Origin of the sequence: Rhizobium altiplani, from assembly GCF_001542405.1 — a bacterium.
Lineage (GTDB): Bacteria > Pseudomonadota > Alphaproteobacteria > Rhizobiales > Rhizobiaceae > Rhizobium > Rhizobium altiplani.
The window spans coordinates 61,414-76,021 of record NZ_LNCD01000001.1; the positions used below are offsets into that span (position 1 = coordinate 61,414).

15 protein-coding genes and 1 pseudogene are annotated in these 14,608 nt (G+C 60.5%); 10 read left to right on the forward strand and 6 right to left on the reverse strand.

All coding sequences use genetic code 11. The annotated features are described in order from the left end of the window. Nucleotides 1–38 precede the first annotated feature (38 nt). The gene (locus AS026_RS00340; protein ID WP_062368280.1) at nt 39–1,394 is read left to right on the forward strand and encodes an LLM class flavin-dependent oxidoreductase; all 1,356 of its coding nucleotides are present in this window, start codon (nt 39–41) and stop codon (nt 1,392–1,394) included. Here AS026_RS00340 and AS026_RS00345 read toward each other — a convergent pair whose 3' ends face one another. From AS026_RS00345 to AS026_RS41565, 4 genes are all read right to left on the reverse strand, one after another. Beyond that, nucleotides 1,395–2,048, reverse strand: a complete 654-nt coding sequence (locus AS026_RS00345; RefSeq protein WP_062368281.1) for a methionine ABC transporter permease — start codon at nt 2,046–2,048, stop codon at nt 1,395–1,397. Continuing rightward, nucleotides 2,029–3,111, reverse strand: coding sequence for a methionine ABC transporter ATP-binding protein (locus AS026_RS00350; protein ID WP_062368282.1), 1,083 nt, complete (start codon nt 3,109–3,111; stop codon nt 2,029–2,031). Before AS026_RS00350 ends, AS026_RS00345 begins: the two co-directional genes overlap by 20 nt. 93 nt (nt 3,112–3,204) lie before the next feature. After that, nucleotides 3,205–4,038 carry a MetQ/NlpA family lipoprotein gene (locus tag AS026_RS00355; RefSeq protein WP_062368283.1) on the reverse strand — a complete coding sequence of 278 codons (834 nt, stop codon included), beginning with the start codon at nt 4,036–4,038 and terminating at the stop codon, nt 3,205–3,207. After that, complete coding sequence (locus tag AS026_RS41565) at nt 4,035–4,415, reverse strand: hypothetical protein (protein WP_167354876.1); 381 nt, start codon at nt 4,413–4,415, stop codon at nt 4,035–4,037. The genes AS026_RS00355 and AS026_RS41565 overlap by 4 nt, the downstream gene beginning before the upstream one ends. Here AS026_RS41565 and AS026_RS00360 point away from each other — a divergent pair. Continuing rightward, entirely contained in the window at nt 4,308–5,750 is a 1,443-nt protein-coding gene (locus AS026_RS00360; protein WP_245307278.1) for an FAD/NAD(P)-binding protein, read from the forward strand. The two genes, AS026_RS41565 and AS026_RS00360, sit on opposite strands and share 108 nt — an antisense overlap. Nucleotides 5,751–5,780: 30 nt before the next feature. Here the strand turns inward: AS026_RS00360 and AS026_RS00365 are convergent, their stop codons facing one another. Beyond that, the gene (locus AS026_RS00365) at nt 5,781–6,317 is read right to left on the reverse strand and encodes a carboxymuconolactone decarboxylase family protein (protein ID WP_062368284.1); all 537 of its coding nucleotides are present in this window, start codon (nt 6,315–6,317) and stop codon (nt 5,781–5,783) included. A gap of 214 nt (nt 6,318–6,531) precedes the next feature. On the opposite strand from AS026_RS00365, the gene AS026_RS00370 reads away from it, so the two are divergent. The 5 genes from AS026_RS00370 to AS026_RS00390 are packed head-to-tail and all read left to right on the forward strand — an operon-like array spanning nt 6,532 to nt 10,349. After that, nucleotides 6,532–7,203 (forward strand): amino acid ABC transporter permease, encoded by a 672-nt coding sequence (locus AS026_RS00370; RefSeq protein WP_018856166.1) that lies wholly within the window; start codon nt 6,532–6,534, stop codon nt 7,201–7,203. Then, entirely contained in the window at nt 7,203–7,874 is a 672-nt protein-coding gene (locus tag AS026_RS00375) for an amino acid ABC transporter permease (RefSeq protein ID WP_025660816.1), read from the forward strand. The genes AS026_RS00370 and AS026_RS00375 overlap by 1 nt, the downstream gene beginning before the upstream one ends. Before the next feature lies 1 nt (nt 7,875). Then, nucleotides 7,876–8,610 (forward strand): amino acid ABC transporter ATP-binding protein, encoded by a 735-nt coding sequence (locus AS026_RS00380; RefSeq protein WP_025660817.1) that lies wholly within the window; start codon nt 7,876–7,878, stop codon nt 8,608–8,610. 9 nt (nt 8,611–8,619) lie between these two features. Further along, on the forward strand, nt 8,620–9,537 hold the full coding sequence (locus AS026_RS00385; RefSeq protein WP_062368285.1) for a glycosylasparaginase: 918 nt from the start codon (nt 8,620–8,622) through the stop codon (nt 9,535–9,537). A gap of 20 nt (nt 9,538–9,557) precedes the next feature. After that, nucleotides 9,558–10,349, forward strand: coding sequence for a transporter substrate-binding domain-containing protein (locus AS026_RS00390; RefSeq protein WP_062368286.1), 792 nt, complete (start codon nt 9,558–9,560; stop codon nt 10,347–10,349). Nucleotides 10,350–10,388: 39 nt separating this feature from the next. Here the strand turns inward: AS026_RS00390 and AS026_RS00395 are convergent, their stop codons facing one another. Further along, nucleotides 10,389–11,390, reverse strand: a complete 1,002-nt coding sequence (locus AS026_RS00395; protein ID WP_062368287.1) for a LacI family DNA-binding transcriptional regulator — start codon at nt 11,388–11,390, stop codon at nt 10,389–10,391. Nucleotides 11,391–11,542: 152 nt separating this feature from the next. Between AS026_RS00395 and AS026_RS00400 the strand changes: the two genes are divergently transcribed. The 3 genes and pseudogenes from AS026_RS00400 to AS026_RS41875 all read left to right on the forward strand — a co-directional run. Continuing rightward, nucleotides 11,543–12,907 carry a M24 family metallopeptidase gene (locus AS026_RS00400; protein ID WP_062368288.1) on the forward strand — a complete coding sequence of 455 codons (1,365 nt, stop codon included), beginning with the start codon at nt 11,543–11,545 and terminating at the stop codon, nt 12,905–12,907. Between the two features lie 316 nt (nt 12,908–13,223). Further along, nucleotides 13,224–13,556: a transposase gene (locus AS026_RS00405; protein ID WP_425349735.1), complete on the forward strand. Its 333-nt coding sequence runs from the start codon at nt 13,224–13,226 to the stop codon at nt 13,554–13,556. 246 nt (nt 13,557–13,802) lie between these two features. After that, nucleotides 13,803–14,608: pseudogene (locus AS026_RS41875) on the forward strand (hypothetical protein); the annotation flags it as partial.

Below are 14,608 nucleotides of genomic sequence, written 5' to 3' on the forward strand. Positions count from 1 at the left end.
AAGACGGTGCCGGGTCTACCGGCCCAGGGAATGATTGTATGGAGCAGATGCAGATCTACGCATTCGAAATGAACTGCGTCGGTCATATCAATCACGGCATGTGGACGCATCCACGCGATACGTCCCTTCACTATACCGACCTCGACTACTGGGTGGACTTTGCCCAGACAGCCGAGCGGGGCAAGCTGGACGGGATATTCCTGGCGGATATCGTTGGGGTCTACGATGTCTACAAGGGAAGTCCGGCACCCGTCATCGAGGCCGGCGCGCAGATCCCGGTCAACGATCCGCTGATGCCGATCTCGGCAATGGCCTATGTCACCAAGCATCTCGGCTTCGGGGTAACGGTCAACACGACCTACGAGCCGCCGTACTTGTTGGCGCGGCGCCTGTCGACCCTCGACCACCTGACAAAGGGTCGCATCGGATGGAACATCGTCACCGGCTATCTCGACAGTGCTGCGCGCGCGATGGGTTTCGACAAGCTGCCGGAACACGACGCGCGCTACGACGCGGCCGAGGAATATCTCGAAATCCTCTACAAGCTCTGGGAGGGCAGCTGGGAGGACGATGCGGTACTTGGTGACAAGGCGCGAGCCGTCTTCGCCGACCCTTCCAAAGTCCGAGCCGTCAAGCACGACGGCCAATACTACAAGATGGAGGGCATTCATCTCTCGCAGCCTTCGCTACAGCGCACGCCGCTTCTCTTCCAGGCAGGCGCTTCGGCGCGCGGGCAGGATTTCGCGGCCCGACACGCCGAATGCGTCTTCATCGCGACGCCGACCCCGCAGGCGGCAAGGCCGACCGTGGCGGCCCTGAAGCACAAGGCGGCGGCATCAGGGCGCGGGGCGGATGCCTTGCGCGTTCTCGGCCTTGTGACGGTTGTCGTCGGTCGCACCGAAAAGGAGGCATTCGACAAGCTCGAAGACTACCGCCGCCATGCGAGTGTCGAAGCTTCGCTGGCGCACTATTCGGCCTCGACAGGCGTCGATTTCTCGAAGTACGGCCTCGACGATCCGATCGAGCAGAAATCCACCAATGCCAATCAATCTGCGCTCGCCGCAATCACCAGGGAAGCGCCAAAGCCGGTGACGCTGCGCCAGATCATTGATCAAATGGTACTCGGCAGCCGTATGAAACCGATTGTCGGCTCGGCCGAGCAAGTGGCGGACCGCCTGGCGGCATGGGTTTCCGATGGCGGTGTGGACGGCTTCAACCTGGCGCGCACGGTGGCGCCGGAAAGCCTGCGCGACTTCGTCGATCTCGTCGTTCCGGTGCTGCAGGAGCGCGGGCTGTTCAAGGCGGACTACACCGAGGGACCTCTCAGGCAGAAGCTGTTTGGCGGCAGCGGCAGGCTGCCATCCTCGCACCCTGCCGCTGCGTTTCGCCGCTGACTACTTGTGGTCAAGCCTTTCGACCAGTCGATCGCCGAGCCACTGTATGCCGCAGACAAGCACGATCAAGACGGCAACGACTGCCACCATGACGGTTGTCTCGAAGCGCTGGTAGCCATAGCGGATGGCAAGGTCGCCGAGACCGCCAGCGCCGATCGCACCGGCCATTGCCGAGGCCCCGATCAGGGTCACCAACGTGACCGTGAAGCCGGCGACGATGCCGGGCAAAGCTTCCGGTACCAACACTTCGCGAATGATCGTCCAGCGATTGCCGCCCATGGCGCGCACCGCATCGATCAGTCCGCGATCGACCTCGCGCAGCGACACTTCCGCGATCCGTGCATAATAGGGCGTTGCGGCAATGGCGAGCGGGACGATGGCCGCCCAGGTGCCAAGCGCAGTGCCGACGATCAGGCGCGTCACCGGGATCAGGGCCACCAGCAGGATGATGAACGGCACGGAGCGGAACCCGTTGATGATGGCCCCAAGGATGCCGTTTATCCAGGCGTTCTCGGCCATGCCGCCTTTGTTCGTGAGAACGAGCGCGAGACCGAGCGGCAGGCCGAAGACCAGCGAAATCAGTCCGGATGCACCCGTCATCAGGATCGTTTCCCAGAGGGAACGAAGCAGAAGATTAAACATGATCGGTGTCATAGCCAAGGACCTCCACCCGCGCAGAGCGAGCCTTCAGAAACTGCAGAACCTTGTCCTTGAGCGCAGGGTCGCGCATCGGGACAGCAATGAAGAACCGCGCCACCGGCTGGTTCTGGATATGGTCGATACCGCCGTGGACGAGCCGGAAAGATTGCGGCAGCGCCGCAGACAGGTCGGCAAAGACCGCGCCCTGTGCGGCGAGGCCCGCCATGTCGATGCTTAAGATCGCTTCCTCCCCGGATGTCGGCGAAAGGCGGGCGGCGATATGCTCCGGCAATTGCGGGCGGCTACCGGACAGCAGACTCCGGGTGATCGGCGCTTTTGGGTCAGCGAATACCGACCATACCTGTCCTTCTTCGACGATCCGGCCGGCATCGATGACGGCGACGCGATCGGCAATGCTGCGGACGACTTCCATCTCATGCGTGATGAGGATGATGGTGAGGCCGAGCTTGCGGTTGATGTCCTTCAGAAGGGCCAGGATCGACCGTGTGGTCTCTGGATCGAGCGCCGATGTCGCCTCGTCGGACAAGAGCAAGGCAGGGCGTGCGGCAAGCGCGCGCGCAATGCCCACCCGCTGCTTCTGGCCACCGGACAGGGACGATGGATAAGCCTTCGCCTTACCCGCGAGACCGACTAGCTCCAGCAATTCATGTGCGCGCCTCAGGCGCTCGGTCCTTGCCACGCCGGCGATCTTGAGCGGCAGTGCGACATTCTCCTCGACCGTCCTGGAGGCCAGCAGGTTGAAATGCTGGAAGATCATTCCGACGCGGCGGCGAAGCGGCTGCAACTCCTTTTCGTCGAGACCAACGATGCTGCGCCCCTCGATTTCGATCTCGCCCCGGTCCAGACGCTCCAGGCCGTTGAGGCAGCGGATCAATGTGGATTTGCCGGCTCCACTGCGCCCGATTACACCCAGGATTTCTCCCTTGTGGACGGTGAGCGCTACGCCATCGAGGGCCGGGGTGGTGCCGAAATGCCGATGTACGTCGACCAGGCGGACCACCGCCTCAGCAGTTGCTTGCGGCGTCTCGATTACAGAGGCCGTTACAATTGAATTCATAGTCTTTCCCTTCGGAAACGCCCAAGGCGGCCCGGGCAAGGAACGCCCGGGCCGCCTTGTTCAACGCGCCTAACCCCTCGGCGCGAATGTCGATCAGTAGGCGCTGAGGCCGGTTCCCTTATACACCTTGTCGAACTCCGCCTTGACCGCATCGTTCTGGTAGGACGAGACCAGCGTCTTCACCCAGTCTTCGTTCTCGCTGCCTTGCTTGACAGCGATGAAGTTGCGGTACGGATTGTCAGCGATAGGTTCCTGCGCAATGCGGTCGGCCGCAGAGAGCCCGGCCTTCAGGGCCCAGTCGGTGTTCACCACTGCCGCATCCAGATCATCGATGGCGCGGCCGACCACACCGGCATCAAGCTCCTTGATCTCGACGTTCTTCGGGTTCTCGGTAATGTCGGTAACGGTCGCGAGGATGCCGGTGCCGTCCTTGAGCTTGATGATGCCTTCATTTTGAAGAACGCGGAGCGCACGACCTTCGTTTGACGGATCGTTCGGCACGCCGATCGCCGCACCTTCGGCGAACTCGGCGATGGTCTTGTGCTTCTTCGAATAAAGGCCGATCGGCCAGACGCCGGTATATCCGACCTGGACGATATGATAGCCATGCTGCTTTATCTGATTGTCGAGATAGGGCTTGTGCTGGAAGGCGTTGGCGTCGATTTCGCCGCGCTCCAGCGCCTCGTTCGGCTGCGTATAATCGTTGAAGACGATCGCTTCGATCGTCAGGCCCTTTTTGGCGGCTTCGGCGGCCACAACGCGCCAGACGTCTTCGTCCTCGCCACTCATGATGCCAACCTTGATCGACTTGTCTTCGGCGAAGGAAGCGACAGGCGATGCAAATGCGATCAGAGCGATCGTGGAGGCGGCGATCGCGGCAAGGCTTGCGCGACGCGTCAGGCTGGATTTGGACGTCTTCTTGTTCATTGTGGTGTTTCCCGTCTTGAATTGATGAGGCAAGCCTCGAACGGCCAGATAATTTCAAAATCGCCGAGGATAAACCAAGCAAGCCGATCTCTATTGCGCTGCAGCACGGAAAAACTCTTCGGTGCTTTGGCGGGATAGCGGGATAAAAATTCTACTAATTTTGTAGAATATTGAAGTTGCTGTCCTGGCTGTGAGCCTTTAAATTGAACCGTCGGGGCGCGAAGGACAAAAACGCGCCTTACAAGAAAGGCGATCTGGGTCGCGATCAAGTGAAGCAGGGCAGCGTGACATCTCGACAGGACACCCGTGGCAAGGCGTGTCGCCCCGCAGTGGCGATTATCGGCGGAGGCGTTTCTGGTGCGGGCGTTGCGTACCATCTGGCATCCTCCACATGCAGCCCGCCACCAACAATCGTGGTTTTCGAGCCGCGAGAAGAGCTTGGCAGAGGGCTCGCCTACGATACCACCGATCCAACGCATCGGATCAATGTCCCCGCCGCCCGCATGAGCCTGTTGCCGGATCGGCCGGAGGACTTCGTCGAATGGATGGCCCGCAACGATGCTGTCGCGGACGACCCGGACGCGTCCCGGCCGGATGGCAACCTCTTCCCCCGACGCCATGTCTTCGGCACCTATATTGCTTCGGCGCTCGCTCCCCTGGTGCAAAGCGGGACCGTGCATCATCGCCGTGCGGCCGTTGTCGAGGTACGTCGGGACGGCAGGCGCTGGGAGATCCTTGATGACGAGGGCGGACGAACGGTTGCCGATTTCCTGGTGATCGCCACCAGTCATCCCGCGCCGTCAGCGCCTCGTGCTCTCAGAGTTCTTGAAGGACACCCCCGCTTTGTCGCCAACTCCACCGTTGCGGGCGCGCTTGACGTTGTCCGTCCGGCGGACCGGGTGCTGGTCGTCGGCAACGGCCTGACCGCGGCCGACATCGTCGCTTCGCTGACGCGTACCGGCCATCGCGGGCAGATCACATCGATTTCGCGCCGCGGATTGAGATCGAGAGGGCATGCTCCGTATCCACAGGAGCCGTTCGGCGCGTTCGAGACCGCGCCTGCTCATAGCGCGACGGCGCTGCTGCGGGGGATCCGGCGGACCATTGCAGAAGCCACAGCCGTGGGATTGACGTGGCACGCCGTGATCGACCAGGTTCGCGGTCACGGCCACGCGATCTGGCAGAGCCTGCCGATTGCCGAACGCTGCAGGATCGTACGTCATATCAGGCCATATTGGGACGCTCACCGGTTCCGCATCGCTCCGCAGGTGGAAGAGGTGCTGGAGCGAGCGATTGCAGAGGGAAGGATGGAAGTGTTGGCGGCCTCTGTCGCTCGGGTGCAGCGTGACGGCGAGGCAATCCATGTGGAACTGAGACGGCGGCACGGCGCACCACTACAGAAGACCTTTGATGCCGTCGTTGTCACAACCGGTCCCGCGCATGGAAGCATTTTGGAAAGCCAGGCGTGGCTCGCTCGCCTGCGTGATCAATCACGCTTGCAGCTCGATCCGACCGGCCTCGGCATTGCATGTACCGAACGATCGGAGGCGATAGGTGCCGATGGCCGTCCTGATCCGACCTTGCTGATTTCCGGCCCCTTGGCGCGTGGGACATTTGGGGAGTTGATGGGACTGCCACAGATTACAGAACATGCCGTCCTTGTGGCCCGTGAGTTGGCCACAAAGGTGACGGCAGCCGGCGAATACGCTTAGGCTCGCCTGACCTCGACAGGACGCGGTCCGTCAGGACGCCGATCGGCCGGTTTCGGCGAAGGGCTCGAGCTCTGGATCGAAGTCAACCTCCACGACATTGTTGAAGACCGCTGTTGCGAGCATGATGCCGGCGAAGGCCACGAGATCGACCAGCGTCTTGGCATCGTAGCGCCCTTTCAGCTGCGTCCAGATCTTGGCGGGAACCGCGTTGGAATTGGCAACGATTGCCGTGCCGAAGGCATCGAGCAGTGCCTCTTCCTCGGAAAGTACCAGGGCCTCCGGGTCGAAACCTGCATTGATCAGTGCCCGGCGAAAGAAAGTGATGGCGATCCTTGAGTTCGCAGCTTTTGAAATGGAATGCGAGAAGATCCAGATCGGTCGATCCGCGATTGCAGAAAGCTCTGCGCGCAGCGTGAACCATTCGGCATAGATGCGGTGGGCGGCGGGCGAATGCAGCAAGGTACGCTTCATGTTCGTCATGCGCCCCCGTACCCTCATTTCCTCGTCATGCGCGGCCCGAATCTCTTCAGAGGCTGTGGTGTAGTCGATCTGCGGAATATGGCTCATGGCGGTGCTCGTTCGGTGGGTAAATCTGAATGACGTTTGAAAAATCGGAAAGGCCGGTGCTGCCCCAGCTGCTTCAAGCACGGTGCAAATCCGCCGGACGAGACGAATCTCTCCGTTCGCGCTGGATATAGCAGGAAATCTCCAGGGCGTTCTTGACAATGTTCGGCCACCGAGACACGATGAAACCGGTTTCACTCGTGCTCATGGAGAGATCGTGCGGCTCGACCTGTCGATTCTCTTGCCCCATCTTGGCTTTCTCGCACAAGGCGCGCTGCTGACAGCAGAAGCGTGTGTTCTCGCGCTCGTCGGCAGCGTCATCATGGGTGCGTTCGTGGCAATCGCACGCACATCCTCGTCAGCGGCGCTGCGGCGAATTGCCTTCGTCTACGTCGATATCTTCCGCAACGTGCCATTCATCGTGCAGCTGTTTTTCTTCTACTACGGCCTGCCCGAGATCGGTCTTTACATCGATGCGTTCACAACAGGCGTGATTGCGCTGTCGATCGCAGGCGGCGCATACGCGTCCGATATAATCCGCGCCGGTATCCTGGCGATCGATCAGGGCATCATCGAAGCTGCGGAGGTGAGCGGCTTGTCACGAAGGGTGATCTTCACCCGCATTGTCCTGCCGATCGCACTCAGGACATCCGTGCGCCCGCTCGGCTCGGTTCTGATCAACATGATCCTCACCTCTTCGATCCTGTCCACGATCACGCTCAACGAACTGACCGGCTCGGCGCAGATCGTGGTGTCGCAGACCTACCGGCCGTTCGAAGTCTATGTTGTGCTTCTCGTCGTCTATGCGGCCTTGACCTATCTCGTATCGCTCGCGATTGCGATCCTCCATCGCCGTCTCAACCGTGACATGATGGAGGCGGTTGCCTGATGCGCTTTGCCGATTTTACAGCCTTTGATCTGGTTCTTCTCGCACAAGGGCTCGGGGTCAATATCGCGCTCTTTCTCGCGACCTCGCTGATCGGACTGGTGATCGGCATTGCCTGGGCGATTGTGCGCTACTACCGTGTGCCAGTCCTCAGCGAAGTGATCACCTTCGTTTCTGAACTCCTGAAGAATTCGCCGGTGCTGGTGCAGCTGTTTCTGGTGTTCTTCGGTCTGCCAGGGCTATTCCATATCCGCGTCACGCCGGTTACCGCGGCGACGATCACGCTGTCGGCCAATACAGCCGCCTTCATCTATGTCATCGCGGTTTCGGCAATCGAGTCCATCGGCCGTGATCAGATCGAGGCGGCGCGAGTCTTCGGGCTTACACGGTGGCAGGTCCTTCGACATGTGCTCGCCCCGCAGGCTGCCGCCTTCGCGGTCGGGCCACTGATTGCACTTCTCGTCAACCAGTTGCAGGTCACATCGCTGATCTCGGTGATCGGCGTGGTCGACCTTACCAAGATCGGCAACATCCTCAACATGCGAACGCTGAAGCCGTTTGTTGTATGGACGGCGGTTGGCTTGCTCTATTACGCCGCCGCCAAGCTGGTTGCCTTGCTTGGGACGCGCTTCGAAAATCGCCTTCGCGCCCACAGCGCCTGGAGGGGGCTCTGAGATGATCAAAGTTGAAAACGTAAAAAAGGCCTTCGGCCAGACCACCGTGCTCGATGGTATCGATCTGACGATCGAGCCGGGCGAGGTCGTCTCGATCCTCGGCTCCTCCGGCTCGGGAAAGTCGACGCTGATCCGGTGCATCAATGGCCTGGAGAAGCTGAACGGCGGCCAGATCACGGTCGATGAGTTCGATGTCGGCAAACCCCGGGAACTGGCGGAGGCCCGCAAGCGGTCAGGTACGGTCTTCCAGCTCTTCAACCTCTATCCGCATATGACGGTGCTCGGCAACATCACGCTGGCGCCGATCGAGGTATTGAAGAAACCGCGCGCTGAGGCGGAGGCGACGGCGAGAGCACTGCTCGAGTCGGTCGGTCTCGGGAGCCGGGCCGATGCCTATCCGGCGCAGCTTTCGGGCGGTCAGCGCCAGCGTGTCGGAATATGCCGGGCGCTTGCCATGCAGCCGCGCTATCTGCTGCTCGACGAAGTGACCAGCGCGCTTGATCCGGAGATGACGGCAGAAGTGCTGGCGATCCTTGCAAAGCTCGCCCAGCAAGGCACGACGATGCTGTTCGTGACGCACGAGGTCGAGTTCGCCAGGCAGATTTCGGATCGTATCGTGTTCCTCGACAAGGGCCGGCTGCTGGTCGACCTGCCGACCAAAGAGTTTTTCGCCGCCGACGGCGGGATGGCACAGCCGCGCGTCGCCCAGTTCCTTTCCAAGATGCGCAAAGATTAGAGGTTCAAGATGCTGCTTTTGGCCAATAAAGAAGCGTGGCCGGGTTTCCCGACCTCCGTGGAGATGCTGCGGGACGGTGCAATCAGCCTTGATGCAATGGTCGCCGGGATCAGCAAGGTGGAGAGCGAAGTCAAGGTCCGCAGCGTCGGCTACGGCGGCTGGCCCAACATGCTCGGCAACATGGAGCTGGACGCTGCAGTGATGGACGGCAACACACGTGATGTCGGGACAGTCGGTGCCGTGCCGAATACGCTGCCGGTGGCGCGCCTTGCCTATGAGGTGATGAAACGCCTTCCGCACGTCATGCTGACCGGCGACGGCGCTCGGCGCTTTGCAACTGAAATCGGTTTCTCAGAGGACGACGTGTTGTTCGAGGACAGCAGGCGGGTCTGGTGGGAACGATTGGAAAAGGAACTTTCGCCGGAGGATCTGGCGAAGTTTCCCGATATTCCGCTCGCGCCGTTGAGCCGCGCCATCACTGATCCGGAGCGTGTGCGCGATACGACCGTCTTCCTGTCGGCTGATTCAGCGCGCGGCATTCACGCCGCAACGTCCACCTCCGGCTGGGCGTGGAAATATCCAGGCCGCCTTGGCGATAGTCCGATCCCCGGCGCCGGCTTTTATGCCGACAGTCGCTATGGCGCGGCTGCCTGCACCCACACGGGTGAGATGACGATGCGCTGCTCGACAGCGCGCACCGTTGTTCTTGCAATGAAGCTTGGCTATTCGCTCTCCGACGCGGTGAAGCTTGCCGTCGATGAGCTCGATGAACTCTCCACCGGATTTCTCGCCGGCGTCGTGATCCATGCAGTCGACGCCAAGGGAAACCATGAGGTCGTGAATTTCAGATGCGAGGGCGAAATTCGCTACTGGCTCTGGGAGGAATCGATGCCCGAACCGGAACTGCGGGCAGCGAAACTGGCATAGTCAAAAGAGGGAATGAAACCATGAAGCGTATTCTGACTACCCTTGCCGCCCTCGCCATCGCGGCCGGCACGGCATTTCCGTCCTTTGCGGGAATGATCGATGACATCCGCTCGCGCGGCACCGTTCGGATCGGCGTATCGCTCGGCGGCGAGCCGATCGGCTTCCGTGACGCGCAGAACAATCCTGTTGGTTACGATGTCGACGTTGCGACGCTGCTCGCCCAGAAGCTCGGCGTACCCGTCGAATTCGTCGACGTCTCGGGTGACGCCCGGATCTCGATGCTCGTTTCGGGCCAGATCGACGTCGCCGTTGCCAATACCTCGGCAACGCTCGAGCGCGCCAAGACGGTGAACTTCACTATTCCCTACAATCGTGCTGGCTTGCGCGTCATCGTTCAGAAGGATGCAGCTATCAAGGAGTTGAAGGACCTGGCCGGCAAGAAGGTTGTCGTCGGACGCGGCACGACGGGCGAGAGCTTCCTGAAGACCGCCGTTCCCGATGCCCAACTCGTCTACGTCGATCAGTTTGCTCCGGATGGCGTTCTGCAGCTGCAGCAGAAGCGCGTCGATGCGGCCATCGAAGATTCATCGCTGCTCGATTATCTGGCTACCAAGAATCCGTCGCTCGTGACGCTGCCTGGCCTCTATTCCAACGATCCGATCGGCATTGCCGTTGCCAAGGGTGACCCGGAATTCGTGCGCTGGCTCGACATGTTCGTTTCCGATTACATCCAGTCGGGTGCTTATGCGGCGAACTACAAGAAGTGGTGGGGTCCGGAATCCAATCCCCCTGCCCTGAACCCCCTGTGGTAACTCGAAACTGCGGGCTGCCTCCTGGCAGCCCGTTTTCGTTTAAGCGGTGAGGCGGGGCACAAAACGTGTGGGCACCGTGATCGGCGCTTGACCCGGCGTGAAATTGCCAGGGTTGGCAACGGATTCAACGATATGGCGAACATAGAGCAGCTTGTCGTAGCCAATGGACGAGATCGGATAGGCATCGAAATCGGTCAGCGACAGATTGTCGAAACCGTAGAGCCGGAACCGCGACGGCCGACCAGCAGGAAAATCGGTCCGACAGACGTCAAGGATGCCCATCGCCATGGCATCGGATGTACAGAAGACCGCATCAGGACAATCGGCGCCGGCCAATGCGTTGGCCGCGGCATGCCCGCTCTCATAGGAATAGTCGCCCTGGACCGTCCGGATGAGATTGATGCCGTAGCGCGAAAACGCCTCGTGGTAAGAGCGAATGCGTGCCTGCTCCACGGGAGAGGAGGCGCGGCCGGTGACGAGCCCGGCTGTGCGCACCATCTTCGACGCAGCGTCGGCCACAGCTTCCGCGATGCCGGCATCTTCGTCCGGGATGATTGCGGGGGAGAACTCGTCATGCAGTCCGTTCAGCATGATAACGCTGTCGGAACGGAACAAGCGACGGACAGTCGGGGCGTCAGCAAAGTCGGAGAAGACCAGCGCTGCGTCAACATGGTAGGCGACGCCGTTGCGCAGGAACTCGTCCACGCGCGCCACCGAGCCGATCCGGATCAAGATGACCTGCTTGCCAATCGACTGGACCTGATCAATGAGCCGGTCGAACAGGTCGAGATCAGACAGATCGTGAATGTGGTTGACGACGACGGCGACGAGATTGACGGTTTTGGTGGTCAGGCTCTGCGCCAGGAGGTTCGGCTTGTAGCCAAGGTTTGCGGCGGCGGCAATTACGCGCTCGCGCTTCTCGGACGATACCGGCCGCGGTTCGTTCGACAGTGCCCGGCTCGCGACGGCGCGCGAGACACCCGCCAAGCGCGCGACATCGGCAATCGTGGGAGGGGCGTCGCGGCTATTGTCGTGATTCATGATCGAGAGCTTTCCACCTTTGATAGGGTGATATCGCAACGTTACGTGCTTCGGCTATGCTAATCTTTTGCTGCTTGGCGGTCGGGCCGCCGCTGTACACGTTTTTGCGCCTTTATCTTTGACTGGCTTTGATTTTCGCTTGGAGGAACTTGATGTCGATTAGTCTAGCACCTGTTGCATTGCCAAATTTCGGACCACTTGGAGCGCAGCCGAAAATCCCGTCGACGACCTACGCCGCGCGCGCGGACGCAGCCCTTCAGGCCGCTGGCACCGATTGGCTGGTCGTCTATGCTGATCGCGAGCATTTCGGAAACATCATGCACCTTTCCGGCTTCGAGCCCCGTTTCGAGGAGGCGCTACTACTCCTCGGTCCTGGTGGGCGCCGCATCATCATCACCGGAAACGAATCCGAGAGCTATGCGGCAATTGCCGGTCTTCCAGGTCTCGACGTATTGCGCGCGCAAACCTTCAGCCTCCTGGGACAGGACCGCAGTCAAAACCCGCGGCTCAGCGATCGACTGCGCGAGGCAGGGATCAAGAGCGGAGATTCCATTGGACTGGTCGGCTGGAAATATCTCGCGGCCGAGGAGGACGAAGAATATGGGCAGAGTTTCTTCGTTCCCCATTTCATCGTGAATGCGCTGCGCCGGGCGATTGGTCATTCGGCGCGACTGGTCGATGCGACGCCTGTGCTCATGCACCCGGAAACCGGCCATCGCGCGATCATCGATGTCGATCAGCTCGCGGCCTTCGAATGGGCGGCCGTGCGGTGCTCGGACGCGCTCTTCAGGGTCGTTGCCGGCGCAAGGGAGGGAGATACGGAATTCGAGGCTCTTGGCCGCCTCGGCTACGAAGGGGACCCTGTAAACGTCCACACCATGTTTGCTTCCGTCAGCGCCGGGGAGAGCATCATTGGTCTGCGAAGCCCGACGACCCGCCGCCTGAAGAAAGGAGACGGCGTAACGACCGCACTCGGTTACTGGGGGGCGTTGTCTTCGCGCGCCGGGCTGCTCACCGACCATGACGAGGGATTCCTGAAGCCCTCGAAGGCCTATTTCGAAGCCTTGATCACATGGTATGAGACCGCAGATATCGGCGTGACCGGCGGTGATCTGTTTTCCGCGGTCACCGAAAAGCTCAAATCCGCGGGTCTCAACTCCGCGCTGAATCCCGGTCACCTCGGAAGTCATGAGGAATGGCTTCATTCACCCGTACGCCCGGGCTCGACCGAGCGCTTGCGATCCGGCATGCCGTTCCAGGTCGACGTGATACCGGTGCCGATGCCTGCCGGTTGGGCTCTCAATTGCGAAGACATGGTAGCCTTCGCGGACGTTGGGCTGCGCGAAGAGATACGCCAGCGCTATCCTGACATGCATGCCCGCATTGCCGCACGGCGCGCGTTCATGGAAGATCAGCTCGGCGTGACACTCTCCGACAATATTCTGCCGTTCTCTTCGACGCCGCTCTATCTGCCGCCATTCTGGCTGCGGTCGGGCAACGTCCTCGTGCGGAAATGATGGAGGCCGGTGGCGATCGATCGGGAATAAGTTACGTGGTCTGCCCCCTGAAAAGCGGTCCTTCTTGAAGTATGGCTTTTGAGCCTCAGAAGGACAGTGAAATGGCAGCGAAATGACACAAGGCAGAAGAAATCGTCACGAAGCTTCCGCAGGTTGACGAGACGTCGACAAACACTTAGCTGACCAAGCGCACCGCATGGTGCGCCAAAGGCCAGCGGTATCGAACCCATGCGCCATTCGGCAAATGGAGATCCAGATCTTCATTGCCGAACCGCGGTGCCACAGCTTGACCGCTCCGTTTATCGTCGATGCACCGATGAACCGGCTGATCTTCGAAGCCTGGATGAAACCCAACTCGCTCCGACCTTGTCGAAGGGCGATATCGTCGTCCTCGACAATGTGGCTTCACAAGAGCGAGCGCGCTGCCCAACTGATCAAGCAACGAGGCGCATGGTTACTGTTCCTGCCAGCCTATTCCCCTGATCTGAACCCAATCGAGATGGCATTCTCCAAGCTCAAGACCTTACTGAAAAAACGTGCTGCACGAAGCTTCGATGCAATAACAAAAGCATCGGGCGAGTTTGTCGGTCTTTTCTCCATTGATGAATGCCTGAACTTCTTCAGGGCCGCAGGGTATGAGGCCGAATAGGTGCGACACGCTTTATATCGCGTCAGCACCACGATGCCGGGGGAGCCGGTAGACATCCGCTTCGTCGTCCAAGATGCGGTTGTTTAGAGACGCCCCACATCACTGAGCTACAACAACCAAAGTATTGGCGGCTCGAAGCAACAATTTGGCAGCCAGAAGTAATCGGCAGAAGCTTCAAAATACTACATCGCAGACAGCACACCGACCAAAAGGCGTCGGAGCGATGTAGTAACGGAGCAATCATAAATGTCTCGAAATCTGAAACGCGGCGCTCGGAACGGGGCGAGCGCAACAGCCTTGGGAATTATTCTTGGAATATCGTTTCTGGGCGGCAGTCCATCTTATGCCACGCCGAAGAACGCACTTTCAGCAAGCACCACTGGCACCAGTGTCGCAAGCCCTCAATGGGCGGCACGTTGTGGCAATATCGCACCGGGTTCGCTTGAGACAAACCTCTGTCAGCCGACAGCGAGCATTGGCACGGAACAGATCAACACGAGTTCGGGCAAGCGCGAGACGAGTGGCGGAGAATTGGATGGTGCCCCCTCCGCGACGAATTTGAGCGGGGCCCCCGCTGTAGCGGACCATAACGTCGGCATGGGGAGCGAGACCAGCGTTGACGTTGTTGACAACGACAAGCCGGGCAATGGCGATGTTGTGGACAACGGCGACAAGGGCAGCGGTGACGTTATCGACGAAGACAGGCCCGGCGACGGCGATGTTGTGGACAACGGCGACAGGGGCAGCGGTGATGTTGTCGACGACGACAGGCCGGGCGACAACGGCCGCCACCGCGGCAACGACAACTCCGGCAAGGACCACCAGGGCGACAACGGCCGCCATCGCGGCAACGACAACCCGGGCAAGGACCACCAGGGCGACAACGGCCGCCATCGCGGCAACGACAATCCCGGCAAGGACAACCAGGGCGACAGCGGCCGCCATCGCGGCAACGACAATCCCGGCAAGGACCACCAGGGCGACAGCGGCCGCCATCGCGGCAACGACAATCCCGGCAAGGACCACCAGGGCGACAGCGGCCGCCATCGCGG